At 36.6% G+C, this 25,641-nt stretch carries 26 protein-coding genes; 2 read left to right on the top strand and 24 right to left on the bottom strand.

Annotated features, from left to right (window positions below; all coding sequences use genetic code 11):
• Nucleotides 1-60: 60 nt before the first annotated feature.
• From acpP to ACTJFD_RS01640, 5 genes are all read right to left on the bottom strand, one after another.
• Nucleotides 61-300 (bottom strand): acyl carrier protein, encoded by a 240-nt coding sequence (acpP, locus tag ACTJFD_RS01620; RefSeq protein WP_442259289.1) that lies wholly within the window; start codon nucleotides 298-300, stop codon nucleotides 61-63.
• 97 nt (nucleotides 301-397) lie between these two features.
• Nucleotides 398-1,411, bottom strand: coding sequence for a phosphate acyltransferase PlsX (plsX, locus tag ACTJFD_RS01625; protein WP_442259290.1), 1,014 nt, complete (start codon nucleotides 1,409-1,411; stop codon nucleotides 398-400).
• Nucleotides 1,412-1,460: 49 nt separating this feature from the next.
• Nucleotides 1,461-3,500, bottom strand: coding sequence for an ATP-dependent DNA helicase RecG (gene recG, locus ACTJFD_RS01630; RefSeq protein WP_442259291.1), 2,040 nt, complete (start codon nucleotides 3,498-3,500; stop codon nucleotides 1,461-1,463).
• A gap of 107 nt (nucleotides 3,501-3,607) precedes the next feature.
• The gene (locus ACTJFD_RS01635) at nucleotides 3,608-5,287 is read right to left on the bottom strand and encodes a DAK2 domain-containing protein (protein WP_442259292.1); all 1,680 of its coding nucleotides are present in this window, start codon (nucleotides 5,285-5,287) and stop codon (nucleotides 3,608-3,610) included.
• Between the two features lie 30 nt (nucleotides 5,288-5,317).
• Nucleotides 5,318-5,680: an Asp23/Gls24 family envelope stress response protein gene (locus ACTJFD_RS01640; protein ID WP_442259294.1), complete on the bottom strand. Its 363-nt coding sequence runs from the start codon at nucleotides 5,678-5,680 to the stop codon at nucleotides 5,318-5,320.
• A 216-nt stretch (nucleotides 5,681-5,896) separates the two neighbouring features.
• Here ACTJFD_RS01640 and rpmB point away from each other — a divergent pair, with 216 nt between their 5' ends.
• Nucleotides 5,897-6,085: a 50S ribosomal protein L28 gene (rpmB, locus tag ACTJFD_RS01645; RefSeq protein ID WP_442259296.1), complete on the top strand. Its 189-nt coding sequence runs from the start codon at nucleotides 5,897-5,899 to the stop codon at nucleotides 6,083-6,085.
• Nucleotides 6,086-6,231: 146 nt separating this feature from the next.
• Here the strand turns inward: rpmB and ACTJFD_RS01650 are convergent, their stop codons facing one another.
• From ACTJFD_RS01650 to ACTJFD_RS01725, 16 genes are all read right to left on the bottom strand, one after another.
• Nucleotides 6,232-8,442 (bottom strand): NlpC/P60 family protein, encoded by a 2,211-nt coding sequence (locus ACTJFD_RS01650; RefSeq protein ID WP_442259297.1) that lies wholly within the window; start codon nucleotides 8,440-8,442, stop codon nucleotides 6,232-6,234.
• A 200-nt stretch (nucleotides 8,443-8,642) separates the two neighbouring features.
• Nucleotides 8,643-8,891: a hypothetical protein gene (locus ACTJFD_RS01655; RefSeq protein WP_442259298.1), complete on the bottom strand. Its 249-nt coding sequence runs from the start codon at nucleotides 8,889-8,891 to the stop codon at nucleotides 8,643-8,645.
• Between the two features lie 33 nt (nucleotides 8,892-8,924).
• Nucleotides 8,925-9,578: a thiamine diphosphokinase gene (locus ACTJFD_RS01660; RefSeq protein ID WP_442259299.1), complete on the bottom strand. Its 654-nt coding sequence runs from the start codon at nucleotides 9,576-9,578 to the stop codon at nucleotides 8,925-8,927.
• On the bottom strand, nucleotides 9,571-10,230 hold the full coding sequence (gene rpe, locus ACTJFD_RS01665; protein ID WP_442259300.1) for a ribulose-phosphate 3-epimerase: 660 nt from the start codon (nucleotides 10,228-10,230) through the stop codon (nucleotides 9,571-9,573). The genes ACTJFD_RS01660 and rpe overlap by 8 nt, the downstream gene beginning before the upstream one ends.
• An 11-nt stretch (nucleotides 10,231-10,241) precedes the next feature.
• A complete protein-coding gene (gene rsgA / locus ACTJFD_RS01670; RefSeq protein ID WP_442259301.1) occupies nucleotides 10,242-11,129 on the bottom strand; it encodes a ribosome small subunit-dependent GTPase A in 888 nt (295 codons plus the stop codon).
• A 147-nt stretch (nucleotides 11,130-11,276) separates the two neighbouring features.
• The gene (gene pknB / locus ACTJFD_RS01675; protein ID WP_442259302.1) at nucleotides 11,277-13,121 is read right to left on the bottom strand and encodes a Stk1 family PASTA domain-containing Ser/Thr kinase; all 1,845 of its coding nucleotides are present in this window, start codon (nucleotides 13,119-13,121) and stop codon (nucleotides 11,277-11,279) included.
• Nucleotides 13,102-13,872 (bottom strand): Stp1/IreP family PP2C-type Ser/Thr phosphatase, encoded by a 771-nt coding sequence (locus ACTJFD_RS01680; RefSeq protein WP_442259303.1) that lies wholly within the window; start codon nucleotides 13,870-13,872, stop codon nucleotides 13,102-13,104. The genes pknB and ACTJFD_RS01680 overlap by 20 nt, the downstream gene beginning before the upstream one ends.
• A gap of 25 nt (nucleotides 13,873-13,897) precedes the next feature.
• Complete coding sequence (gene rsmB / locus ACTJFD_RS01685; protein ID WP_442259376.1) at nucleotides 13,898-15,229, bottom strand: 16S rRNA (cytosine(967)-C(5))-methyltransferase RsmB; 1,332 nt, start codon at nucleotides 15,227-15,229, stop codon at nucleotides 13,898-13,900.
• Between the two features lie 37 nt (nucleotides 15,230-15,266).
• Nucleotides 15,267-16,208, bottom strand: a complete 942-nt coding sequence (fmt, locus tag ACTJFD_RS01690; protein WP_442259304.1) for a methionyl-tRNA formyltransferase — start codon at nucleotides 16,206-16,208, stop codon at nucleotides 15,267-15,269.
• Nucleotides 16,201-16,695, bottom strand: coding sequence for a peptide deformylase (gene def, locus ACTJFD_RS01695; protein WP_442259305.1), 495 nt, complete (start codon nucleotides 16,693-16,695; stop codon nucleotides 16,201-16,203). The genes fmt and def overlap by 8 nt, the downstream gene beginning before the upstream one ends.
• Before the next feature lie 12 nt (nucleotides 16,696-16,707).
• On the bottom strand, nucleotides 16,708-19,125 hold the full coding sequence (priA, locus tag ACTJFD_RS01700) for a primosomal protein N' (RefSeq protein ID WP_442259306.1): 2,418 nt from the start codon (nucleotides 19,123-19,125) through the stop codon (nucleotides 16,708-16,710).
• 140 nt (nucleotides 19,126-19,265) lie between these two features.
• Nucleotides 19,266-19,577: a DNA-directed RNA polymerase subunit omega gene (gene rpoZ / locus ACTJFD_RS01705; RefSeq protein ID WP_442259377.1), complete on the bottom strand. Its 312-nt coding sequence runs from the start codon at nucleotides 19,575-19,577 to the stop codon at nucleotides 19,266-19,268.
• Nucleotides 19,578-20,192, bottom strand: a complete 615-nt coding sequence (gene gmk, locus ACTJFD_RS01710; protein ID WP_442259307.1) for a guanylate kinase — start codon at nucleotides 20,190-20,192, stop codon at nucleotides 19,578-19,580.
• 115 nt (nucleotides 20,193-20,307) lie between these two features.
• Nucleotides 20,308-21,198, bottom strand: a complete 891-nt coding sequence (locus ACTJFD_RS01715) for a YicC/YloC family endoribonuclease (protein WP_442259308.1) — start codon at nucleotides 21,196-21,198, stop codon at nucleotides 20,308-20,310.
• A gap of 15 nt (nucleotides 21,199-21,213) precedes the next feature.
• Nucleotides 21,214-21,432 (bottom strand): YdbC family protein, encoded by a 219-nt coding sequence (locus ACTJFD_RS01720; RefSeq protein ID WP_442259309.1) that lies wholly within the window; start codon nucleotides 21,430-21,432, stop codon nucleotides 21,214-21,216.
• Nucleotides 21,422-23,134, bottom strand: a complete 1,713-nt coding sequence (locus tag ACTJFD_RS01725; RefSeq protein WP_442259310.1) for a patatin-like phospholipase family protein — start codon at nucleotides 23,132-23,134, stop codon at nucleotides 21,422-21,424. The genes ACTJFD_RS01720 and ACTJFD_RS01725 overlap by 11 nt, the downstream gene beginning before the upstream one ends.
• Before the next feature lie 91 nt (nucleotides 23,135-23,225).
• On the opposite strand from ACTJFD_RS01725, the gene ACTJFD_RS01730 reads away from it, so the two are divergent.
• The gene (locus ACTJFD_RS01730; protein WP_442259311.1) at nucleotides 23,226-23,621 is read left to right on the top strand and encodes a hypothetical protein; all 396 of its coding nucleotides are present in this window, start codon (nucleotides 23,226-23,228) and stop codon (nucleotides 23,619-23,621) included.
• 156 nt (nucleotides 23,622-23,777) lie between these two features.
• Here the strand turns inward: ACTJFD_RS01730 and acpS are convergent, their stop codons facing one another.
• The 3 genes from acpS to ACTJFD_RS01745 are packed head-to-tail and all read right to left on the bottom strand — an operon-like array spanning nucleotide 23,778 to nucleotide 25,552.
• Nucleotides 23,778-24,134 (bottom strand): holo-ACP synthase, encoded by a 357-nt coding sequence (gene acpS, locus ACTJFD_RS01735; RefSeq protein ID WP_442259312.1) that lies wholly within the window; start codon nucleotides 24,132-24,134, stop codon nucleotides 23,778-23,780.
• A 22-nt stretch (nucleotides 24,135-24,156) separates the two neighbouring features.
• A complete protein-coding gene (locus ACTJFD_RS01740; RefSeq protein ID WP_442259378.1) occupies nucleotides 24,157-24,861 on the bottom strand; it encodes a deoxynucleoside kinase in 705 nt (234 codons plus the stop codon).
• Between the two features lie 31 nt (nucleotides 24,862-24,892).
• Nucleotides 24,893-25,552, bottom strand: a complete 660-nt coding sequence (locus ACTJFD_RS01745; RefSeq protein WP_442259313.1) for a deoxynucleoside kinase — start codon at nucleotides 25,550-25,552, stop codon at nucleotides 24,893-24,895.
• Nucleotides 25,553-25,641: the final 89 nt, after the last annotated feature.

Genomic DNA, 25,641 nt, shown 5'->3' on the forward strand with positions numbered 1-25,641 from the left:
TAAACTTTTGTAAAAAAAATAAGGACACTCACTTTGAGCATCCTCTCGATCCGCTTTCAACTATTGATGAGCCATTACATAATCAACTGCAGCTCCAATTGTTTCAATTTTTTCTGCATCTTCATCTGAAATTTCAGAATCAAACGCGTCTTCTAATTCTAAAACAAATTCCATAATCGCAATCGAATCAGCTTCTAAATCTTCTTTTATTCTAATTGTTTCCGTCACTTTATCTTCTTCAATTTCAAATCGTCCTAATACGATTTCTTTAATTGTTTCAAATGCCTCTTCACGTGTCAAAATAAGCACCTCCATTTCAAATAAAACGTTTCACCATTTCATATATATTTATAATTTTACTGATTTTCATAAGATTTGTCTATCTTTTTTTACTCTCTTATTCTTCAGACGTTTCATTTTTCTCAAGATAATCTGTTAAATCCCCAACCACATTCGTTTCAAGCATCGTATGGATTTGACGAATGGTCGCTCTGACTGCCTCTTTTTCAGCCGACCCATGCGTTTTAACTACAGGTGCTCTCAAGCCAAAAAGGACTGCGCCTCCATGATTTGAATAATCCATCTTCTCTTTTAACTCTTTTAAACTGTCTTTCATAAAAACAGCGCCTAATTTACCTTTAATACCACTACTTAAAATACTTTGCTTTAATTGTGACATCAAAGCTCCCGCTGTACCTTCAATTGATTTTAAGACAGCATTACCTGTGAAGCCATCCGTAACAACAACATCAGCGACACCATTAAATAAATCACGAGCTTCAACATTTCCAATAAAATGAATACTTGGTTCTGTTGCTAAGCGTTTAAAGGCTTCTTTCGTTAATTCGCTTCCTTTACTTTCTTCTGATCCATTATTTAACAGAGCAACACGCGGCTCTTTCACTTGACGGACATTTTTAGCATAATAACTTGCTAAAACAGCATACGTTACCAAATGTTCTGGTTTATTATCCGCATTCGCTCCCATATCAATAAAATCAAAACCCGTTTGGCCTGTTTCATTAAAGGTCGGTAACGTCGACATCAAGCCTGGTCGTTCAATTTTTTTAATACGCCCGACTATTAGGAGACCTGCTGCTAAGAGAGCACCAGTATTCCCAGCAGAAAACACCGCATCCGCTTCGCCCTTTTTTACTGCTTGAGCTGCTAAAACCATTGAAGCCTGTTTTTTACGACGAATCGAGCGAACTGGTTCATCATCACCCGTAATTTTTTCATCCGTATGAACAATCGTGACGTTCTTTGCATCCGTCATATATTTTTTAATTTCTGTTTCTTTACCATATAATATAAATTCAATTTCAGGAAAGTCTTGTTTAGCTAACATCACACCTTCAACCATTGCTCTTGGTGCATTATCGCCGCCCATAGCATCTACAGCTATTTTCATTTCTATTCCTCACTTTCATTTTCAAAAAACTGTTTCTATTCTAACGCACTCAATCAAAATAATCCATCTGCTTTTTATCTTGCTTTAAAACCTCTAGTAGTGGCTTGTTTTCTTCTAACGTTTCCCACCCCGATTGACTCCACAATAAAATAGCTTCTATTCTAGCTATTTCAAGCATTTGACTATCAGCCATCATATCAGCCACTTTAAATTCTGGTAATCCTGACTGCTTAGCTCCGAAGAAATCACCTGGACCACGCATCTCTAAATCTTTCTCACTTAGTTTAAACCCATCTGTCGTCTCTGTCATTATTTTCATTCGCTCTTTCCCCTGCTCACTTTTAGGATTAGCGACTAAAATACAATAAGATGCTAGACTACCACGACCTACACGTCCGCGTAACTGATGTAATTGCGCTAGACCGAAACGATCAGCATCCATAATCATCATCGCCGTTGCATTGGGAACATTAACCCCAACTTCAATAACAGTAGTTGAAACTAAGGCTTGAATTTTATTTTCTTTAAAAGCGGTCATCACTTGTTCTTTCTCTTGTGCTTTCATTTTACCATGGAGCAACCCAACAGCAAATTCTGGAGCAAAAAAAGCACTTAAATGTTCATAGATTTCTGTCGCATTCTTAACGGCTAATGTTTCTGATTCTTCTATTAAAGGACAAATCACATAAACTTGCTGGCCTTGGCGCATTAATCCTTGTAATTTTATTAAAACTTGATCCACTTGTTTAGGTAAAATCCACATCGTTTCAATCGGAATCCGCCCACTTGGTAACTCATCAATCACAGAGACATCCATTTCACCATATGCCGTAATCGCTAACGTTCGTGGTATTGGGGTAGCTGTCATGAAGAGAACATCCGGATTCATACCTTTTTCTCGTAGAATTTTACGTTGGTTCACACCAAAACGGTGTTGCTCGTCCGTAATCACGAAACCTAATTTATGAAAATGAACATCTTCTTGAATAAGCGAATGGGTTCCAACAATTATCTGTAACTCTCCAGTTGCTAAGTCAGCTAAAATCTGGCGTTTTGCTACCGTTTTAATCGAACTTGTCAATAAAGCAACTTTGACATCAAATGGTTCAAAGAGCGTTTGAAAGCTTTCCAGATGCTGTTCAGCTAAGATTTCTGTAGGTACCATCAAAGCTCCTTGAAAACCTGCCGTTACTGCCGCATACAAGGCGATGGCTGCAACAATCGTCTTCCCACTCCCAACATCTCCTTGAAGCAAACGGTGCATGTGTTTAGGACTTTTTAAATCCGCACAAATTTCATTCACCACTTTTTTTTGAGCCTTTGTTAATTCAAAGGGGAGTGTTTTGATAAACTGTTTAAGTTGAACCAAATCATAATTAATCGCTAAACCAACCTCTTCTTTTTGTTCAGAACGTTTCAACTCAATCATTTTCATTTGAAAAATAAAAAACTCTTCAAAGGCTATTCGACGGCGAGCTAAACGACTCTCTTCGACCGAAGCTGGAAAATGCATCGCTTTAACGGCCTGTCTTAGGGGCATTAAACGATATTTTGTGAGTAACCAATCCGGAAGTGTTTCTGAAAATTCCTGACCATAAAGTTCCCAAGCTTGCCGGATTAAATCAACTAATGTGGTCTGCCGTATTTGTTTATTGACATGATAAATTGGAGAAAAGTCTTGTTCTCCTTCGCTTGTTGCGATAATTTTTAAACCTGTTAATGCTTTTCGTTTAGCATCCCATTTACCATAAATTGCTAATTCTTCCGATGTCTTTATTTTATCTTTTAAAAAAGCTTGATTAAAAAACGTCACACTCACCACCGCTTGATCAACCATCATTCGAAAGGTGAGACGATTTTTTTTAAAGCCATAATAATTGACGATGGCTTCTGATAATGGAAAACCCTTTAAAACAACTTTTTCTTGATCATTAATCTCCATCAGATTTTTTTCACTAATATCGTCATAGCGAAAAGGATAATAGGTTAATAAATCACTTATTGTTTTAATGCCTAATCCATTTAAAACGTCAACTCGTTTCGGCCCGACCCCTTTTAATACCGAAACCGGTTGTTCGATTGGATACAATCAAACCACTCCTTTTCCTTTTTCAGCCTGCCTATTTTAAAAAGGCCCATAATAAAACGCCATCGTTTTATTACAGGCCACTCTTTCTTTATTTATAAATCCCTTAATTATTCAGTTGCGAATAAATAAGGATAAACGGGTTGGTCTCCTTGATGGATTTCAACTTCTAATTCGTCATTCCATTCAAGTAAAATAGCTTCAAATTGACTTGCTTCTTCTTTGGAACCATCTTCACCAATGAGAATCGTCACAATTTCAGTATCTTCTTGAATCATTTTTTCTAAAATAGCAATCGATGCATCTAAGCAAGAGGGTTTTGAAACAATAATCTTTCCTTCTACCATCCCAATAAACTCATCTTTATGTATTTCAATACCATCAATCGAAGTATCTCTTACCGCTGTCGTTACTTGACCACTAACAACATCAGCAATCATATCCATCATGCTTTCTTTATTCTCTTCTAAAGTCGCTTGATCATTGAAGCCTAACAATGCCGTCATTCCTTGTGAAACAGTTTTAGTCGGAATCACAATCGCAGGGACATCACTAACCTCAGCTGCTTGATCAGCTGCCATGAAAATATTTTTATTGTTTGGTAAAATGATAACTTTTTCAGCATTCACAGCCTCAATCGCCTTAACAATATCCTCTGTACTTGGATTCATTGTTTGGCCACCACTAATCACGTAGTTAGCCCCCATACTCTTGAACAAGTTTTGAACACCTTGGCCTGCCGCTACTGAAATCACACCATAAGGCACTTTTTCTTTCGGTTGGCTTGGTACGACTGCTTGATGATCATGACCTAAAATCGTTTCATGTTGTAAACGCATGTTATCAACTTTGACTTTAATTAAAGCCCCAAATTTTTGACCATAATTCATAACTTCTCCTGGTCGTTCTGTATGAACATGGACTTTAATGATTTCTTCATCAGCAACAACTAATAATGAGTCACCAATGCCATCTAAGTAATTACGAAATACGTCATAATCAAATTCACTATCAACCGTTGGACCTTCACCTATACGAACCATAATTTCAGTACAATAACCAAAAGTGATATCTTCTGTCGCTAACTGACTTTGAACACTACGATGATGCTCTGCATTCACCATTTCATCCATTTGTGCAATTGATGGTTGGTGTACTTCACTTTCAACGACTTTACCAGATAGTGATTCATAAAAACCTTCGTAAATATAAACTAAACCTTGACCACCACTATCGACAACACCAACTTCTTTCAGTACTGGTAACAGATCAGGTGTTTTAGCTAGTGCTTTGTTTGCACCATTTAAAGCCGCTTCTAATACTTCAATACAATCCTCTGTTTCTTTCGCTTTTTTCTCTGCAGCAATTGCAGCTCCACGAGAAACAGTCAAAATAGTTCCTTCAACAGGCTTCATTACCGCTTTATAAGCAGTCTCCACACCATTTTTAAAAGCATCTGCTAAGTTTTGAGCAGATAGCGTTTCTTCAGCGACAATATTTTTTGAAAAACCACGAAAAATTTGTGAAAGGATCACTCCCGAATTTCCGCGAGCTCCCATCAATAAACCTTTAGATAAAATACCGGCTAATTCACCGACGTGTTGCGTTGTTGCTTCTCTGACGGCTTTGGCACCACTTGTCATTGACAAATCCATATTTGTTCCTGTATCGCCATCTGGCACAGGAAAGACATTCAATGAATTGACAAATTCAGCATTTTGATTCAAACGATTGGTTCCTGCTTGAACCATCGCTTGAAACTGCCCTCCGTTAATTGCTTTTACTTCCACTAAAAAGTTCCTCCTTGTTTCTCGTCTCTTTTATTCTGGTTGTACCCGAACTCCTTGGATAAAGATATTAACAGAGTTAGCCACCACGCCAAGCATTGTCTCTAAGTTATATTTTACTTTTTCTTGGACATTACGACTTACTTCTGAAATTTTTGTCCCATAGCTTACAATAATATAAACATCTACGGCGACACCCTCTTCTTCTTGTCTCACGACAACACCACGAGAATAATTTTCCTTACGCAAAATGTCATTTAAATTGTCTTTAATTTGATTTTTACTTGCCATACCGATAATGCCATAGATGTCTGTTGCAGCTCCACCTACTACGGTTGCAATAACCTCATTTGAAATCTCAATGGTTCCTGCTTGTGTTTTAATTGTTACAGCCATTTTTTTACCTCCTTAAAGTCAGTATCATCCATTATCATTCTTAAGTTTATCATACACCACTTTAATATAAAAGAAAAATTGTTTCCTCCCCATTCTAAAGATTATCTTTCTGACTCTTTTCATTTTTCCCTTGCTTTTTTTTTCGTGATGTGTTAAATTAATCTGGTATGATTACAGAAAATCAGATGATTTATTCAAAGCAAAGGAGGGAATATCATGGCAAAAGAATGTTATATAACTGGGCGTAAAGCAAGATCAGGAAACAATCGCTCACACGCAATGAACGCATCTAAACGTACTTGGAAAGCAAACTTGCAAAAAGTCCGTATTTTAGTTGACGGAAAGCCTAAAAAAGTTTGGGTTTCTGCTCGTGCTTTGAAATCTGGAAAAGTTGAGCGCGTTTAATTAAATAATAAATCAAACTAACTTACAACTTATATTTGTGCGTTGGTTTTTTTTATACTCAATTTTTTTCAAAGAAAAAGAGGTAAAACCGAAAAAATTCGGTTTTACCTCTTTTTAGTTTTCCTTTGTCATTTGTTTAATATCATTTAATCTAATGAAAATAAGTAAACTTTAGAATAGCCATAGTAAGCATATAATTGACTAATCTTCGTTGACGGATAAACCGTATGATAAATTTTATTCTCACGCCCTGTATTTCCCCAGAAAACTCCAATATGACCATCATAAACGGGTTTGCTATAATCAGGTTCAAAATAAATTAAATCGCCTTTTTTAGCTTGCCCACTTGATAATAAAGCATTCACCGAAGAATACGTTTTATAATTCGTATGCGTTTTTAACGCATCGCGCCAATTATAAACATTCGTAACGCCACCATAAGCATTCGCAGTCTGAGTAATTCTATTCAGATCTCCACCTGCTTTTCTAACGACATAAGCGACAAACCCGGTACAATTAAATCCTGGACCAAAATAATTAGGTGCTCCATTAGGACTCATAAATTGACTGCTATTCGGATTAACTGAAGTTGTTAAACTCTTATAAGGTGTTCCTATGTAAAAACGGTCATGTTCATGATTTTTTAAATCTTGAACTAAATTCGCGCGCGAAACTCCCATAAAGCTAGAAACACTTCGCGTAGGTGCCGTTGCACCTGAATTAACATACCCTTGCCAATTTCCTTTACCATCATAGAGTGAATAATAAACAGAGCCATTCAAATGATGATAACGTCCTCGTAATTGGAAGGTTTGATTCACCTTATTATCAGAAGTTCCTCTCACTTGCCAATCGAATCCTTGATAAAAAGTATACCCTCGTTTATTAACGGTCACTTGACGATAATCACTCAACCACGTTCCTTGGGGGCCACTAGCCACGGTCGCACCCGTAGCGTTCAGATAACCTTGCCAGTTTCCCTTACCATCATAAAGTGAATAGTATCGTTCACCATTGATATGATCATAATAACCTTTGACCTGATAGGTCGTTTCTAAAACTTTGTTTGTCGTATTTTTTTCTTTCCAATCAAAGTTTTGCCAAATCTTATAACCACCCTTAGTAATCGTCACATATTGATTGGTTGCATGGTACGGACCTTGACCACTGGTTAGTATTGCATCAGCTGCATTCAGATAACCTTGCCACACCTTATTTTTATCGTATACCGAATAATAATTATGCCCATTGATATGTTGATAATAACCATTCACTACTAACTCTTGACCCATCAAATTTTGAGCCGTTTGTTTAATCGTCCAATCAAACCCACGATAAAATTGTGCTTCTGAACGTTTCAGTTTGATATAGGCTTTTTTAGTTAGCCACGGACCTTCTTCATTAGCTTTTTTTACATTAGTCGCATTGACATAGCCTTGCCACATCCCTTTTCGATCATAAACAGTATAATACTTCGAACCATTGATATGCTGATAATAGCCTCTCACTTCTAATCTTTCATTTCGTAATTGACTACCTTTTGTTTTTAATTGCCAATTAAAATTTCGCCACAGTGATACTGAGTCATTACGCACCATGACCGTTTGTTTATCTGAATAGTATTTACCTTGAGGTGGTAGCTCTTTCGTCTCCTTCTTATCCAGATAGCCTTGCCACGCTCCTGCTTCGTTGTAAATAGAGTAGTAGGTTTGGCCATTGATGTGTTGATAATAACCATTCACCATTAACGTTTCATTTTCTATTTGTGATGCCTGTTGACGGACCTTCCAATCAAACCCTTGATACAACTTAGCTTCTGTATTCACAATACTAATATACGCTTTTTTCGCACGCCAAGGACCTTGTCCTTCGGTCGTTTCAGTCACCGCACGGGCATCTAAATATCCTTGCCAATGCCCTTGATTATCATAAATTGAATAATACGTTTGACCATCCGTTGGTTTATAAAACCCTCTAACATTAAAAATTTTACCTAAAACTGATGAACCCGAGGCTTTTTTCTGCCAATCAAAATTACGATACACATCATAATTTCTACTAGTTACCTTAACTGTCAAATTTTCTGAGTGCCAACGCCCCTGTGTAGATGAAACGTGATTCACTAATTCCTCAGCAACGTACCCTTGCCATACCCCACTAGCATCATAAAGAGAGTAATAGATATGACCATCAAAATGACGATAATATCCTGTCGCATGATACACTTGATAAAGTACCTCTTCGGTTTTTTTACGCACATTCTGACCTATTTGATTATAAATCACACCTTCAGAATGACCAATCTCTAAATATTGATTCGTTCGTTGCCACAACCCTTGTTCTGTTGAACGTGTCACGTCAGTTTCATCCACGTAACCTAAGCATTCGTTTTTAGAATCATAAAGGGAGTATAAAACACGACCATCCGTTAAAACTAACTTTTCTTTCGCTTGATAAGTTCCATAATAAAAATCAATTGAAGAATTTAAAAGCTCCCCTCCTTCAGCATCTTTCCAAATTTCCGGATTTTTAGTTGTGATAGTGACGAAAGCGGCTTCTAACTCACTAATATCTTTTTTTCTTCAACCGTTGAACTCGGAAGACTCGTTGTCTCATCGGTCGTTACCATTGTTCCTGTCTTTCCAACTTCTTGACTCGTCGTGATAAGCGTTGAACTGACTTCTTCACTTTGTATCGTTGTGTTCTCTGATTCAGCTTCTTCTGCTTGGATAACACTTGGAAGAAACAGAAAATATCCACTTAAGAGCCCTAAACTAATTAATCGTTTCCAATTCATTTTTTTCATCAACTGACCTCCTTAGCAATTACCACTGCTTTTCTAATCTTTTGATTGAATCACACACATGTAGCCAGTATCAAATGAAAAACGACTTGTTTCACCAATAAATTCATTACTGGCCCAAGAAACAGGTAATTCATTTTTCACATCATCAAGATGATATTTAGCATCATAAAGTGTTAACCCAGTAACGGGAGTTAAACAAACAAAAGCAAGATATTTTTTATCTTTTTCTTTTTTTATTGTATACTCGCCTTTTTTAAAATACGTTATTGTATTTTGGCAATCTTGCAACACAATTTTTTCTAAATTAGACTGTATTTCTTCTTGAAAAGGTAACCATAAATTAGCTAAAAAATGATCTAATCTGCCTCCTGTTACGCCAATTAAGAGATACTCTTGCGCTTCAGGATATCGTTCAATCGCTAATTCTAATCCTAATTGTGTATCCGTTTTATCTTTTTCAGGTAAATATTTCTCCGCATCTTTAATGCGTTCTGATATAAATTCCCATTCACTAGCTGATACGGAATCAAAATCACCAACGGCATAGGTCAAAGGTAGCTTAGCTGACAACCCATAGTAACAACCACGATCTACACCAATCCAAACCGTTTTTGACGATTGATAGCTGGTCAAATCCGGCCATAATTCCGGATTTCCCCCTGCAATAATAACGACTCGATCAACCATTAGCTGCTGCCTTTTTTAATTTTTCTATTCGTTCAGCAACATTGGTCGAATTATAAACATAAGAACCTGCGACTAAAACATCAGCACCCGCAGCTACGCAAGCTACCGCAGTTTGATCATCAACGCCACCATCGATTTCAATTTCAAACGTGTCCCCATTTATTTCTCTTAATTTTACTAATTCTTCCACTTTTTTCAAACAACTTGGGATAAATTTTTGACCACCAAATCCTGGATTTACAGTCATCACTAACACTAAATCAACCAATTCCAATACCGATTCAATATGAGTTACTGGTGTTCCTGGATTAATCACAATTCCAGCCTTAGCACCACCTTGGTTAATCAATTGTAACGCACGATGGATATGCTGAGTACTTTCAACATGAATGGTTATGATATCAGATCCCGCTTCAATAAAATCTGAAATAAAACGTTCTGGTTCCTCGATCATTAAGTGGACATCTAAAACTAATTCCGTCACTGGGCGAATTGCTGAAACCATGCTTGGTCCAAAGGTAATATTCGGGACAAACTGGCCATCCATCACATCAATATGTAAATAATCAGCACCACTTTTCTCAACTAATTGGATATCACGAGCTAAATTTGCAAAATCAGCACTTAAAATTGAAGGAGCTATTTTTACCATTTTTTCTTACCTCACTTATTTTTTTTATTATACATTGGTTTCCGATTAGATATTTCTTCATAAAACTGAAGATAATTATCGTATCGATTAGCCAATATTTCACCCGTTGAAACCTCTTCTTTCACTTGACACTTAGGCTCTTTACGGTGTTGACATTCTCTAAATTTACAGTGTTCAGCAGCCCTTACGAATTCTGGAAATTGCTTGGGTAGTTCTTCCACCGACATCTCTAAAAATTCAATCGAGCTAAACCCTGGAGTATCTGCAACTAAGCCACCATCAATTGTCAGTAATTCAACATGACGCGTCGTATGCTTTCCTCGTCCCAAAGCATTTGAAATCACGCCTACTTCTAAGTCAAGTTCTGGCAAGATTTCATTTAAAAGGGTTGATTTCCCTGCTCCAGACTGTCCCATAAAAACGGTGAGTTGATTTTTAAAAAGACGTCGTATTTTTTCTGAACCTTCTTCATTTGAAAAATAAACAGGATAACCTATTTTTTCATAATAGCTTCGCATCTTTTCCATTTTTTCTATCACTTCAGCTGATGCTAAATCCAATTTTGTAATATAGATCACTGGTTTTATTTTTTTTGATTCTAATGTAACTAAAAAACGATCGAGTAAGTTGAAAGAAAAGAGCGGTTCAACACAACTAGTAACCACCACACCTAAATCAATATTAGCTACCGCAGGGCGAATCAATTCATTTTTACGTGGTAACATTTCTAAAACATAGCCATCTGTTTTGTTCGTACTCTCAAACGCAACAAAATCACCTACAAGAGGCGTTATCTTTCTATTTCTAAAATTGCCTCGTGCACGTGTTTGATAAATACTGCCTTTATAATCGATGTAATAAAAACCACTTAGCGCTTTAATAATCTGTCCTTGCCACATACACTGCCTCCTGTTCTTTTTAATTGAAAATACACTCTTTTATTGTATCATATTTTAGACTTTTGCTAAGACTCACTTTCCTTATTAAAACAAAAAAAATTTATTCATTTAAAAAAACGAATAAATCTTTTTTTATTTTAAGATAGCTTACTCTTTTATTTCTTCTTTCGGTTTTTCATTTTCTTGTGCATCTGTTGTTTCAGTTTCGCTCGCTGTACTTGTTTCACTTGTTTCTTCTTCACTTGAAGCAGATGAAACCGAACTGCTTGAAGATGGTATCGTGCTTGGATCCTTACCTGCTGATAACACCACCGTGACGTCGGTTCCTTTAGATATTTCTGTCCCGCCACTTGGAACGGTATAAAGAACTTGACCAGCAGCTACGCTATTACTATATTCAGCACTTCCTTCACGATAAACCAAGCCAACACTGTCTAAATAACTCATGGCCCGATTACGTGAATAACCATACATATTTTCTAAACGAAAAGCTTTACCACCTTTACTTATCGTTAACGTTACTTTTGTTTCCTCAGCTAATACTTTACGACCAGATTTTGGCGTTTGCTTGATGACATTATTTTCAGTGATTGAATCAGAAAATTGTTTAACCACTTCAATGTTCTCATCTAAAAAACCCTTGCTGAGTAAATCATCTTTAGCATCGGTCACATCCATGTCAGTATAGTCTTTCATTACCTGCGACTTGCTACCTGAGCTCACATAAAGTTTAATCGAACCATTTTCTTTCACTTTTGTTCCGATAGGTGGACTTGTTTTAACAATTCTGCCTTTTTCAATAGAGTCGTCAGCTATTTCTTCAACTTTACTATCTATCTTTATTTTTTTACCTTTTAAAATTTCAGCTGCTTCAAAAGGAGTTTTACCTTTAATATCTTCAGGTATTACAACTTCTCCCTTGCCAACACCAAGAGCATACAATGCACCAACAATAACAATCAAAACAACAGCTGCAATCGCAATTAATTTTTTCTTGCTTTTCGGTTTTTTGTGCTCCTCGTCCTCGTCTTCGTCCTCTTCCTCCATTAAATCTAAAGAAGATTCAGGAGATGCCATATCCGCTTGATAATAATCGTCCGGAATCGGATTTAAACGTTTCGTTTCATCTAACATAACGGTCGGTTCAAATCGAGCCTCATTTGCTCGACCCGGATCTAGACAAGTTCTCAAATCAGCATACATTTCTTCGACCGTTTGATAGCGATCAGCGACCTCTTTTGCTGTCGCATGAAGAATAACATTCTCCAAGGATTGTGGAATATTCGGATTAATTCGACGGACAGAAGGCATATCATTTTGAAAATGTTTTAAAGCAATAGACACTGCCGATTCACCTTCAAAAGGAACCACACCTGTTAATAATTCATATAAAATTATTCCTAGTGCATAGATATCCGATTGACGTGTAGCCATTCCTCCACGTGCTTGTTCAGGTGATAAGTAATGGACAGATCCCAACAACGTATTGGTTTGCGTAATCGATGTTTCTGACAAAGCAATGGCAATCCCAAAATCCGTAATCTTTACCGTCCCATCCTCATCCACCAAAATATTTTGTGGCTTTAAATCACGGTGAATAATACGGTGTTGATGTGCCACTGAAATCGCAGCCAGTACCTGCTCCATAATATTAACAACCGTTTCCAACGGAATCGGCGAATGGTCACGGATGTATTTTTTTAAATCCGTTCCTTTGACATATTCCATCACAATATATTGCATGCCATTTTCTTCACCCACATCATAAACAGTTACGATATTTGGATGAACCATTTCAGTTGCTGCTAATGCTTCTCTTTGAAAACGACGGATCGCATCTTGATCATCTTGAAAGTCAAAGCGCAAGACCTTAATCGCTACCTCACGATTAAGGATTAAATCTTGAGCTAAATATACATTAGCCATTCCCCCGCTACCAATATTTCCAATCACTTCATAACGTTCACCAATTTTACTCCCCACTCCGATCATCCATCATTCCCCCCTCTCTATCTTTCGTTAACTTAATCAACAAAACAGTAATATTATCTGTACCTCCAGCTAAATTTGCATCTTCAATTAATTGTGTGACTTTGTCGAATAACGGTCGTTCGGAATTGATAATCTGACCAATATGAACATCTGACAACATATTGGTTAATCCATCTGAACACAATAAAACATAATCATTTATTGATAAATCAATAATCGTACGATCGATACTTATTTGACCTGGGACACCCACTGAACGGATTAATATATTTTTTTTCGGATGGTTTTCAGCCATCTCAGTTGTAATTTCCCCTGTTTTCACTAATTCATTCACTAATGAATGATCATCTGTTAACTGTTTAATACGATTATCTTTAACCAAATACGCACGACTATCACCCACATGTGCCAAAAGCATTTGGTGGGCAACAAACGCAGCAGCTACAATCGTTGTTCCCATTCCAAACATCTCAGGATTGCGATTTCCCTCTGCATAAATCACATCATTTTCCTCTTGGATTTTTTCAGTTAACCAGCGTGCAATTTCTTCTAAATTTACTAGATGAGTTGCCTGCCAAACTTCCCCTATTCCAGCGACAGCGATTTGACTCGCTTTATCTCCAGCGAGATGTCCCCCCATTCCATCTGCAACAAGTGCTAGTACGATACCAGCTTGATTTGTAAAAACCCCTACGGTATCTTGGTTACTTTTACGTTTACGTCCAACATTTGTTTGAAATTCTATTTGCATTGGTTACACTCCCTTACGCTTCTATTCACGCTTTTCTTCTTAGGCAACTGATAAAAAATCCATCGGTCTGATATTGATGAGGATAAATTTGTAATTGTTTATCATGATAGCTTTTAGTTAAATGAGAGACACCTTTAATATCAATCAACTCGTAATTAGGATTTCTTTCTAAGAACAAACGCACAACTTCTTGATTCTCTTCTGGTGTAATTGTACAAGTACTATAGGTTATTATACCCCATACTTTAACTTTTTGAACAATACTTTCTAAAATTTCTAATTGGATTTGTTGTAATTTCATGAAATCTTCTTCTGTTTTATGATATTTTATATCAGGTTTACGACGTAATAAACCTAATCCTGAACAAGGAGCATCCACTAAAACACGATCAAAGACCTCATCAGGAAAAACGGCAGCTACTTGGCGAGCATCTAAAACTTTTGTTTCAATAACATCCTCCACATGTAATCGTTTAGCATTTTCTTCAATTAATTTTATTTTATGAGGATGAATATCCAACGCTACAACTTTTCCACCTTGAGAAGCCTGTAAAAAAGTCGCAATGTGTGTTGTCTTACCGCCAGGTGCAGCACAAGCATCTAGAACCAGATGATCTGGTTTGATTTGCATGCTTGGCGCTACCAGCATCGACGTTTCATCTTGAACCGTTAAGTGTCCTTGTTTAAAAAGTTTTGTTCCTGCTAAAAAGCCTTTGCCCGCAACAACGCCAAAACGAGAAACTTTACTCTCATGAGCCTTAATTCCTTGAGCAGATAATTCATCCAAAGCGTCCGATATTGCCATAAAACGAGTATCGATTCTAGCACTGGCTTTACTTGGTTTCAATACAGATAAACCTAGTTTTCTAGTCTCAGCTAAACCAATTTGTCCGATTAACTTTTCTGTTAACCATAAAGGCAAACTAATTTCAACCGACAAACGAGCGACTTCATCTGAAATATCATTAAAATCCGGAACTCCTTGACGCTGAATCGTTCTTAAAACACCGTTCACAAACTTACCTGTCCCTGGATTTCCTTTCGCTTTAGCAATTTCAACGGCATCATTTAAAATTCCGTAAGCTGGAACTTTATCCAGATATTCCATTTGGTAAATAGAAAGTAACAATAACTCTTTCACCCATGCTTCAACTTTTTTGGCTTTTTTAATAAACGGGGCTAAATAAAATTCCAAGGTTAAACGACGACTTATCGTTCCATAAACAATTTCTGTCATTAAACCAGCATCTTTACTATCTAATTTGTGTTTTTTTATTCCATCATTAACTAAAAGATTGGAATAACTTTGTTGATTTGTTACCTTTTCTAATAATTCCAATGCAACAAAACGAGGCATTTGACTAATCTTTTGGGGTATTTTCTTACTTTTTATTTTATCCAACTTGATCTCCCACTCCTAATTTGCGGCCAATTCCATTTAAAAACTCAACGGCTTTTAATTTTCCTTTACCTGCAGGTTGTAATTCTTTTATTTTTAAAACCGTTCCTTCACCACATGCAACTAAAAAATCTTTTTTATTGATTCCAACAATTGTGCCTGGTACTTCTTGCGTTTTTTCATCACTAGCCTCAACATCCCATAGTTTCCAACGGATGCCATGATACATAGTGTACGCTACTGGCCACGGTCTTAAACCACGAATTTTACAATCCACTTGCACTGCCGTTTTTTGCCAATCAATTTCTTCTTCCTCACGAGAAATATTCGGTGAATAACTAACTAAGTTCTCATCTTGAGGTATCGCCTTTAACTCGTTAGCTATTAGTTTTGGTATCGTTTCTAACAATAAGTCACGACCAGCGAAACTTAATTTATCAAACATCGAACCCACATCATCTGTTTTTTCAATCGGGAGGTCGACTTGAGCCAACATATCCCCGGCATCCATCCGACTAACCATTTCCATGATTGTCACTCCAGCCCGTTCATCTCCATTCATCACTGCGTAATGAACAGGAGCCCCTCCACGATATTTAGGCAACAATGAGGCATGAACATTTATCGCTCCTAAACTGGGTGCCTCTAATAAATTATCTGGTAAAAACTGACCAAACGCTGCTGTAACAATTAAATCAGGCTTTAATTCTATAATTTTCTCCATCTCTTGAGAACCGGTGATTTTTTCGGGTTGTAAAACGGGTAACCCTAACCTTACCGCCGCTTCTTTGACAGGAGGAGGCGTTAAGAGTTTTTTTCGACCTACAGGGCGATCAGGTTGTGTCACTACCGCTTGAACATCATAACCTTTTGCCACTAAACTTTCCAAAATCGGAACAGAAAAAGCGGGTGTTCCCATGAATACAATTTTAGTCATTACTTTCTTCCTCCCTATACAGTTCTAACTCTTCTGGTTTTATTCTTTCGATTATTTTATCAATAAATAGTATACCATCTAAATGATCGATTTCGTGTTGCATCGCACGAGCTAATTCAGCAGATGTATCCACTTCGACTTCGTAACCCTCTCGGTCAACATAACGAACCGTCACTTCATCGAACCGTTCAACTTTTCCATAAATATCTGGAAAACTGAGACAGCCTTCTACTTTACTGTTCTTTTTAGAACCAACAGTAACAATCTCTGGATTAATCATCTCAAAAAGACCTGTTTCTTCATCTACTTCAACAACAGCAACTCGCCAAGTAGAACCTAATTGATTCGCAGCGAGTCCTATTCCATCAGAAGCGTCCATCACTTCGACCAAATCGTCTATTAATTGTAATACTTCTTGCGAAAGGCGTGTCGCTTTCTTAGTCGGAGTTGTTAAAATAGGATCTGGGTAAATTCTTATTTTCTGCATAAAAAGCCTTTCTTAAATAAAATGTTGTGGTTCCACATCAATGATAATTTTTAGTCCTTGACGCATCTCTTTCTGAGAATCAAATAATAATTGATTTAAAGCTTCTTCTAACTTCGGTTCCCATCGGTATTTTATCACGACTTGATAAAAGTAACGTTTATTCACTCGGGCAATTGATTTTGGGGTCGGCCCTAAAACAATAGCGTTTGGTGTCAAATAACGCTTTAATTCCGTTACGATTTCAAATATTTTTTTAGCTGCTAAATATTCATCTTCATGACTCACTACAATTTGAATGGTAAAGAAATAGGGTGGATAGCCCCCTCGATGACGAAGTTGCATCTCTTTTTGATAAAAGGCTTCATAATTTTGTTCTTTGACTAGCTCAATAGAATAATGATCAGGATTAAACGTTTGAATTATCACTTCCCCAGGCTTATCTCCTCGACCAGCACGACCACTAACTTGAGTTAATAACTGAAAGGTTCGTTCACTTGAACGGAAATCAGGCAAGTTTAAAGCCGTATCAGCATTCAAAACGCCCACTAATGTGACATTAGGAAAATCCAAACCTTTAGCTATCATTTGTGTTCCTAATAAAATATCCGCTTGCTGTGTTTCAAATTTTTCAAGTAATCCTTGATGACTTCCTTTACGCCTCGTTGTATCAACATCCATTCTCAACACTCTAGCTTCCGGTAATAATTCTTGCAATTCCATTTCTACTTTTTGTGTCCCTGTGCCATAATATCTAATTTTATCCCCATCACAACTAGGGCAACGATAAGGAATTCGTTCTTCATGCCCGCAATAGTGACACTTCATTGTTTTAGTATCCATATGAAGCGTCAGAGAAATATCACAATTAGGACAAGGCAAAACAAAGCCACAATCCCGACACATAATAAAAGAAGAAAAACCTCGACGATTTAACATTAAGACGGACTGCTCCCCTTTTTCTAACCGTGAGTTCAGTTTTTCAAGTAACGAATCAGAAAAAGTTAAAGAGTGTTGCCCTGCTTTTTTCATATCGATAATCTCGACTGTTGGTAAAACAGCATTTTTAACTGCTCGTTCTTTAAGTAACAATAACTGATAGACCTTTTTTTGCGCGCGTGCCCGTGATTCTAAGGAAGGTGTTGCACTTCCCAAAATTACTGGACAATGATGATAATTTGCACGCCAAATGGCAATATCGCGTGCGTGATAGCGTGGACTCTCATCCTGTTTATAACTTGATTCATGCTCTTCATCTACGATAATCAAACCAATATTCTCTAATGGAGCAAAAACAGCCGATCGTGCCCCAACGACAACACGAGCCTCTTTCCGCTCTATCTTACGCCATTCATCATACTTTTCACCCTGTGATAACCCACTGTGTAAAACAGCCACCTGCGAGCCGAAACGGCGTTTAAAACGGGTAACGGTTTGAGGCGTCAAGGAAATCTCCGGAACAAGCATCATCGCGGTCTGCCCTTTTTCTAATATTTTAGAAATGGCCTGCAAGTAAACTTCTGTCTTACCACTGCCCGTCACACCTTCAAGTAAAAAAACAGTCGATGTTTCCTCTTCTATTGCGACAGTCACATGATTGAGCGCTTCCGTTTGTTCAGCATTTAGTGGTAAAGGATAATCCTGTTTGAAAGACTGGAAAGCATACGGATCACGATAAATCTCACGTTCAAGCAGCTCTAACCACCCTGCTTTGGCCGCATCATTAATGACAGCTCGTGAAAAATCATGTTCTCGGATGAGCTCATTTAACGAAATCTCTTTAGATTCTTCTAATGTTTGTAAAAAAAGCAGCAGACGGTGTTTTTGATGCGCATTTTTGCGTAAACTACTTTTTAATTCCATTAATTCAGCAATCGTTTTAATTCGACGAATAACTTTCTTGGTTTTAATTTTATTTTTAGTGACCACTTCATAACGAATATCGACTTGCCCTGCTGCTTTTAATTTTAATAGCTCTGGAAAATAAGGAGAATCGACGACTTCTTCCCATTCGATTTCAGCTAGTCCTAAAAAAAGTTTCTCTTCAATTTCTTTCGGAACTGAACCTAGTAATGTCACCCATTTCTTATAAGAAGAACGCATAACGCTTGGCAACATAGTTTGTAAGCAAGTAATTTTAAAAGAATAAGTTGTTTTAGCCATTTCATCTGCTAATGCCAATAATTCTGAGTTTAAAACTGGATGTAAATCTAGGACACCTATAATATGCTTTAAGGGCGTTTTTGACTCTAAATCAATTTCTTTGATGTCAATAATAAAACCCTGAATTCGACGATCCCCTTGTCCAAAGGGAACTTCAACACGCATCCCTATAATAGCAACTTCTTTTAATTCATCTGGAATCAAATAACTGTAGGGTTGATTGGTTTGCATAGCAGGTACATCAACAATAATTTCAGCAACTTTAGTCAAAGTCCTTCACCTCCCCTTTCCTCTGGCTTATTGTATCAAATACTAACCTTTTTAAAAAGAAGTAGATGCTCCACGAATAATAGAGGTCTGCGACAAACGAAAACGTTTTGTCACAGACCCCTTATTTTATTTAGCTATTCTTAAAGGCGATTATCTTTTGTAATTCTTGATTCTAGTTCTTGATGCTCACGACGTTTAATCGCTTTTCTTTCTTCTTCTTGGCGTCTAATTAATTCTCTTTTTAATTCTGGATCAGGATCAATCACAACGTCACCCGCTGCAATTTCTTCTAGTGCTCGACCAACATTTTTGACAGAAACAAATTTATCCGTTTCGATCATCGGTTGCGCACCTTCTTCAAGTTCATGCGCTCGCTTGCTTGATAAAATCACCAGCGAATATTTAGAATCTACTTTTTCTAATAACAAATCAATTGATGGATATAACATAATTTAAAACTCCTTTAACATTTTTTCATAAGTATCGATCACGCGCATCACACGACAATGTTCACTTGCAATAATTTTTTGAATTCGTTCAACAGCCAATGGAACTTCATCATTTACTACAGCATAGTCATAATGACTCATCATTTCAATTTCGGCACGAGCAACTTTCATTCGTTCTTCAATCACGGACATATCATCAGTCCCTCGATTGACAATTCTTGATTTTAGTTCGGTAAAATCAGGTGGGGTTAAAAAGATAAATACGCCATCGGGCATTTTCTCTTTGACTTTCATTGCTCCTTGGACTTCAATCTCCAAAAAAACATCTTTTCCTTCATCTAATGTTTGATTCACATAATCTAACGGTGTACCGTAGTAATTGTTAACGTATTCTGCATACTCTAACATTTTTCCAGAATCAATTAAACCTTCAAACTCTTCCTTTGAGCGGAAAAAATAATCAACTCCCTCAACTTCTCCCGTTCTCATTTGACGGGTCGTCATTGAGATAGAGTATTCATAACTTGACCCTTCACTTTCAAATAGCGCTTTGCGAACGGTACCCTTACCAACACCGGATGGACCTGATAAAACAATCAATAACCCTCGTTCTGACATACTGTCTTCCTTCCTTAACAAAAATTCTTGTTTTAATTACTATAATGCACCGTCTAGCACCTAATTGCAAGTATTGAATCCATAAAATCAAGGGCAGACTTTTTTAAAACAGCCGTTATTCAATGTTTTGAATCTGCTCTCTCATCTTTTCAATCAAGGTTTTCAACAAAATAACCTTTTCTTTTACTCCAACTAAGGTCGTTTTCGACCCTATTGTATTCGTTTCACGATTCATTTCTTGAATTAGAAAATCGATTTCTTTACCAACAGGACCCGTTTTTTCCAATAGGATCGTCGTTTGATTTAAATGAATAAATAAGCGTTCTAATTCTTCACTCACGTCGCCTTTTTCCAATAATAAAGCGACTTCTGTATAAAGTCGTTCTTCGTGAATTGGACCCGAAACAAGAGCTTGAACTTTATCAAACAATTTATTCTGATAATCGGCTTCATAATTTTCTTGCTCTAAGCGAATTTCTTTCACAGCTTGTTTGGCTGAGCCTAAATATTGAGCTAAAACTTCTTTAATTTCTGTTCCCTCTGCCAAGCGACTGGTATCAAATAATGTCAACGCTTCTGCAAAAACAGCTTGTAAATCTTCTGTCAACGCTTCTGCAGGTAGCTCTTCTTCCCGTACCTCGAATAAATTTTCTTGAAGGAGAGCGCTTGTTAAAATACCTTGTGCTGAAAAAGAGGTACCAAGATAGCGTGTTTTTTCCGCTTGTGTTAATTCCTCAACTAACTGATCTAATAAAGGCCAGTTAATCCGAACTTGCCCGCCTGCTCCTGTTTCTTTAGATACTGTGATAAAACACTCCACTCGACCCCGACCAATTTTTTCCTTGACCTGCTTTTTTAAGGGACGCTCTAACGCATTGAATTCTTTGGGCATCCGAAGCGCAATATCTAAAAACCGATGATTAACAGCTTTCAATTCAATTACAATATCATACGCGTCACCGTGATGAAGTGCTTTACCATATCCTGTCATACTTTTCATGCTCATTAACGCCTACTCTCTTTACATTTCTTTAAATAGTTTTTTCAATTCGTTAAACTCTTCATTCGTTAAGGTAATTCCCTTTCCCATCTTCTCATGCTGGCTATCCCAATCACGGAGATCAAATTTAGGAGGACGCTCATTCCAACTCACCAAGTTTAGTTCCTTACGCCACCCTTTCGCATTCTCTGATAAAATACCAATCGTTTCAATAATTTCAAATGAAAATTTATCTGCCATTATTTTTTAAACACCTTTCTATATAAAGTAAGAATAAAACTTCAAGTCCTAAAGTCATTGAATAATTAAATAATTGTTTTAACTCTTGCTTCGGCTCTTTTTGTTCTCTTAGGATATCCAAAGCTTCCCAAAAAAAGTGTTGTTGTGTCTTGATTGCCGAATCTTGGATATAACGATCAATCCATTCCCCCATTGACTTCAAACGCTTCACTTGAGGCACTTCTTTTTTATCCAAATAAACCAAACACAGAGCCATCATTTTTTCTATTGTATACGCTACTGTTGGTTCTAACTGACAATAACCTGCTACTTTTTCTAATAAATACAAAATAAAACGTTCCAAAACAAGGTCTTGCTTCGCCAATTCAATCAATAGCTTATGTTTGAATTCTTGTTCAGTCCACCCTAGATAAGGAAGCTTTTGTTTTAAAAAACCATAAAATTTAGTATCCCATTGTTTTAATGTTATCTTAAAATTTTCTTCGAGAAAACTATAACGGTCACCTTCCAATTGTCCTAAGACTTTCATCATTTCTAGATATCCTAATTCCATATTCCACTTTGCACGTTCCGTATCAAATAAAAGGACACTGCCTAATCCCCATTTGCTTTTCAAATGAAGAATCGGATAATCTAGTGTTGGTTTAATATTTTTGTTAAATCCAGGTCCACTGACATCAATCACAATTAAATCCGTAATTCCTGGTTTTTCTAACACATCTTGCGGCACGTTATTACGATAACCACCATCAATATAATAGTCACCTTTTATTTTACAAGCAGACATCGCTGGAAAAAAAGAAGAGGAGGCCAAAAACCATTGCGGTAGTTCTTCTTCCGTCACTTCTTTTTTATTAATGACTACTTCTGAAAAACCTAAGGCGTTCGTTGTCACTAAATAAAAATCGATTGGACTAGCGATCAATTTTTCTGGAGACAGTTTTTTTAAAATGAGTTCTTTCAATGGCGTAGTATCAACACCAATTGAGCGCAACGCAGACCTTGTTAAAAGTCGAGCGTGACGCACCCATTCATCTGCTTCGTACGTTTCAAAAGGAGTATCTTGTGGTAAATTAAGGATATCTTTTGTTTGAAGCGTTTCCCACATTTCTTTCGCCGTTTCAAACTCATCTTGAACCACTAATCCACCATTTAATGCGCCGACGGATGTACCACTGACAGCCGACGGAACAATCGCTAGCTCACGCAATGCTTTCCAAGCCCCAATTTGATAAGAACCTTTCGCTCCGCCTCCTCCCAAAACTAAGCCCGTTCGATACGTCAACGTTTGGATAAAATGAAACCTTTCCTTTTCTTCAACGATAACATAATCGTATTCTGAAAAAATAGTAGTTTCGATTAAAAGTGGTTTTGGTAACGTCATTTTAATTTTTTGTTTTCTTTTTTCTCTTGCAACTGCTGCGCACAGTTTGAAAAAACGAGACCAACTAAAGTGCTTTTTTAACACGAAACTACTCGTAATTTCACATAAATCTTCTTTCCAATAACCATCTACAATTGCAATCAACTCTTGTTCTTCCCAATAACCATAGCAAAAATGGGCTGTTTCTCCCGTCTTTAAACGTTTTAAAAATACTTTCCAAGCTTGATTCTTAGAAGGGGCGAAAGGAAGCCAAAGAGTCATTTCAACTAATTGTTTTTCTTTATTCAACAATTGTGAGAGATATAGCTTTTTTAACATCAATTTTTCCTCCTAATTTCATCGTAATTCATTTGACTAGCTCTTCCTGACTTCGTATAATACAATATAGATAGACAAAGGGGGCTAAACTATGGCAGATAAGGATTCGGTGGATTTCAATCCAGAACATCCACAACCTAACAAATTTAAACAGTTTCTTTCGGAATCTTCTCAACGTTTCTTAGCAACTTTTTTAGATGATGATATTGCTAAAAAAGAGCGTCGTCAACATATTTTTAAACTTATCAACCAAGCCATCGCTCAAAAAAGTATTGTCGTTATTCAGTACAAAGATTTAGCTAAAGCTAAACAAGCCGACAAATACGAAACACTTGTAGGACGCCTTTATCAACATCCAAGTAACCCTGAATCTTTAGTTGTCAAACTTCAAAAAGATAATCAAGTCAAAATGATTTCTGCTCAATATATCAAAAAAATATCACTGATTAATCCTGATTTTTCACGTCATGTTTTTGCGAGTAAGTAAGACTTTGGTAAATTAACCAAGTCTTTTTATTTTTGACTTTTTACTGCCACTCTCTTTATTTTAACCTATCTCCCCAAAATTGAACAGAATAACCCTAGAGAGGTCTAAAAACAAAAAGAATGGCGACTAGGAGAACCTCCTAATCGCCATACCTTTTCAAAGATATTCTAAAACAATCTGAGCCATTGCCACCTGATCCGTATGCGTTATCGAAACATGAACGTTTCCCTCAAATGGCGATTTCGTCACAATCGGTCGGCCGGCTTCATCTTTTAAAACTTCAATGCCTTGCAGAGTCACTTCTTTACCAATTCCAGTTCCATAAGCCTTAGAAAAAGCTTCTTTACAAGCAAAACGACCTGCTAAAAATTCCACCTTACGTTTAGGACCGCATTCTTCATACATAACAAACTCAGAATCTGTTAGAACACGACGAATAAAGGCAGGACGCTTTTCTATAATTTGTTGCATTCGTTCCAGTTCAACCAAATCAATCCCGACTCCTTTTATCAATTGACCACCTCTTTCACTTCATCTAAAAAATCCCTCGAACTTGATTTTTATCAGAGGTATACTGTGGCTCTTCTTCTAGGTTTCCAAGTTCGGCTAATTTTTCTTTTATCTGAACCATGACTTGTTTAGCAGCCTCTTCTTCTTCAATAAAATCAAATTGGTCTCCATCAATCTCTAATTTTGGACAAATGTCAAATTCTTTAAACCACTCATCATAGCGACGATTTAATTCTTGATAATAGTCATATAAAGAAGGATCATATGTAATCTGTTCATAAGAACGACCTCTTTTTTCGATCCTACGCAACATAGTTTCAAATGAAACCTTAATATGAATCATCAAATCCGGACGTTTTTTAGAAGGAAAATTTTCCAGTTCTTCCAACATATTATCCAAAAGTTCATCGTATACTCTAACTTCAATCTCAGAAGCTCTTCCTAAATCTGCATTAAGATGGAACAGCAAACTATCTTCATAAATGGAACGATCTAGAACATTATTTTTGTGTTGCAACGCCTTTTTTATTGTTGCAAATCGGCGATTTAAAAAATAAATTTGAAGTAAAAAAGCATACTTTTTAGGATCTGAATAAAACAAAGGTAAGACTTCATTATCCTCAACACTTTCATAAAAAGCTTCTGTACCAAGTTCTGCTGCTATCATTTTGGTTAAAGAACTTTTTCCCGCACCTATTGTGCCTGCTAAAACAATCACGACTTCTTCCATTCCCTTCGACATAGTATTAACTCCTTAACAATCATAAACCAAATAAATAGGTTTGAGTACTTTTAAGATTTAACTTTTCCTTCACTTGACGAATAATTTCTTTTTCAGCACTTTCATCTGTTAAAAAATTTAATTCTGCACTATTAATAATTAACTTTGGACTCTCTTCATAAGCATACATCCACTCACGATAACTTTTAGCAAGAAGTAAAAAATACTTTTCCAAATCAGCTTGATTTTCTACTTTTTCAAATGAACGTTGCCTTTTCTCTATTCTATTTAAAATTTCTTGATCTGATGCATCGATAAAAATAAATAAATCTGGCTGATAACCAATAGAAGAAAAAATATCAATCGTCAATAATTCAAATAATTGTTGGTAAAGAGTCCACTCTGAAGGTGTTGTTCTACCTGAATCATAAATCGCTTTAAAAAAAAGTAAATCATCATGTAAAGAGCGATCCATAATATAATAATCTGTTTGCATCGCTTCTCTAGCTTGACGAACACGGTGCTGTAAAAAAGACATTTGTAATGTCAATGCATAACGTTTCGGATTTTGATAATACATTGGTAAAAACTCATTATCTGAGATATTTTCCATATAAATAGGTAAATCCAACTCTCTAGATAATAGTTCTGCTAACGTCGTTTTTCCAACACCAACAGCACCAGAAATAAATATTTTCAACTTTTGGCACCTCTCTCAACACACTATATATTGTATACTTCTATCATTTTAATACAACATATAGATTTAAGCAATCTTTTTTACAAAAA

The sequence above is a fragment of the Vagococcus sp. genome (assembly GCF_052102835.1).
Taxonomy (GTDB): domain Bacteria; phylum Bacillota; class Bacilli; order Lactobacillales; family Vagococcaceae; genus Vagococcus.

What these genes read in the sequence shown, in the direction of transcription:
- plsX (WP_442259290.1), bottom strand. Translation starts at nt 1,411, where the DNA reads ATGAAAATAGCTGTAGATGCTATGGGCGGCGATAATGCACCAAGAGCA.
- ACTJFD_RS01640 (WP_442259294.1), bottom strand. Translation starts at nt 5,680, where the DNA reads ATGGCTGTAACAATTAAAACACAAGCAGGAACCATTGAGATTTCAAAT.
- rpmB (WP_442259296.1), top strand. Translation starts at nt 5,897, where the DNA reads ATGGCAAAAGAATGTTATATAACTGGGCGTAAAGCAAGATCAGGAAAC.
- ACTJFD_RS01655 (WP_442259298.1), bottom strand. Translation starts at nt 8,891, where the DNA reads ATGAAAAAAATGAATTGGAAACGATTAATTAGTTTAGGGCTCTTAAGT.
- ACTJFD_RS01660 (WP_442259299.1), bottom strand. Translation starts at nt 9,578, where the DNA reads ATGGTTGATCGAGTCGTTATTATTGCAGGGGGAAATCCGGAATTATGG.
- rpe (WP_442259300.1), bottom strand. Translation starts at nt 10,230, where the DNA reads ATGGTAAAAATAGCTCCTTCAATTTTAAGTGCTGATTTTGCAAATTTA.
- rsgA (WP_442259301.1), bottom strand. Translation starts at nt 11,129, where the DNA reads ATGTGGCAAGGACAGATTATTAAAGCGCTAAGTGGTTTTTATTACATC.
- pknB (WP_442259302.1), bottom strand. Translation starts at nt 13,121, where the DNA reads ATGATCGGAGTGGGGAGTAAAATTGGTGAACGTTATGAAGTGATTGGA.
- ACTJFD_RS01680 (WP_442259303.1), bottom strand. Translation starts at nt 13,872, where the DNA reads ATGCAAATAGAATTTCAAACAAATGTTGGACGTAAACGTAAAAGTAAC.
- rsmB (WP_442259376.1), bottom strand. Translation starts at nt 15,229, where the DNA reads ATGCCTCGTTTTGTTGCATTGGAATTATTAGAAAAGGTAACAAATCAA.
- fmt (WP_442259304.1), bottom strand. Translation starts at nt 16,208, where the DNA reads ATGACTAAAATTGTATTCATGGGAACACCCGCTTTTTCTGTTCCGATT.
- def (WP_442259305.1), bottom strand. Translation starts at nt 16,695, where the DNA reads ATGCAGAAAATAAGAATTTACCCAGATCCTATTTTAACAACTCCGACT.
- gmk (WP_442259307.1), bottom strand. Translation starts at nt 20,192, where the DNA reads ATGTCAGAACGAGGGTTATTGATTGTTTTATCAGGTCCATCCGGTGTT.
- ACTJFD_RS01715 (WP_442259308.1), bottom strand. Translation starts at nt 21,198, where the DNA reads ATGAGCATGAAAAGTATGACAGGATATGGTAAAGCACTTCATCACGGT.
- ACTJFD_RS01720 (WP_442259309.1), bottom strand. Translation starts at nt 21,432, where the DNA reads ATGGCAGATAAATTTTCATTTGAAATTATTGAAACGATTGGTATTTTA.
- ACTJFD_RS01725 (WP_442259310.1), bottom strand. Translation starts at nt 23,134, where the DNA reads ATGTTAAAAAAGCTATATCTCTCACAATTGTTGAATAAAGAAAAACAA.
- ACTJFD_RS01730 (WP_442259311.1), top strand. Translation starts at nt 23,226, where the DNA reads ATGGCAGATAAGGATTCGGTGGATTTCAATCCAGAACATCCACAACCT.
- ACTJFD_RS01740 (WP_442259378.1), bottom strand. Translation starts at nt 24,861, where the DNA reads ATGGAAGAAGTCGTGATTGTTTTAGCAGGCACAATAGGTGCGGGAAAA.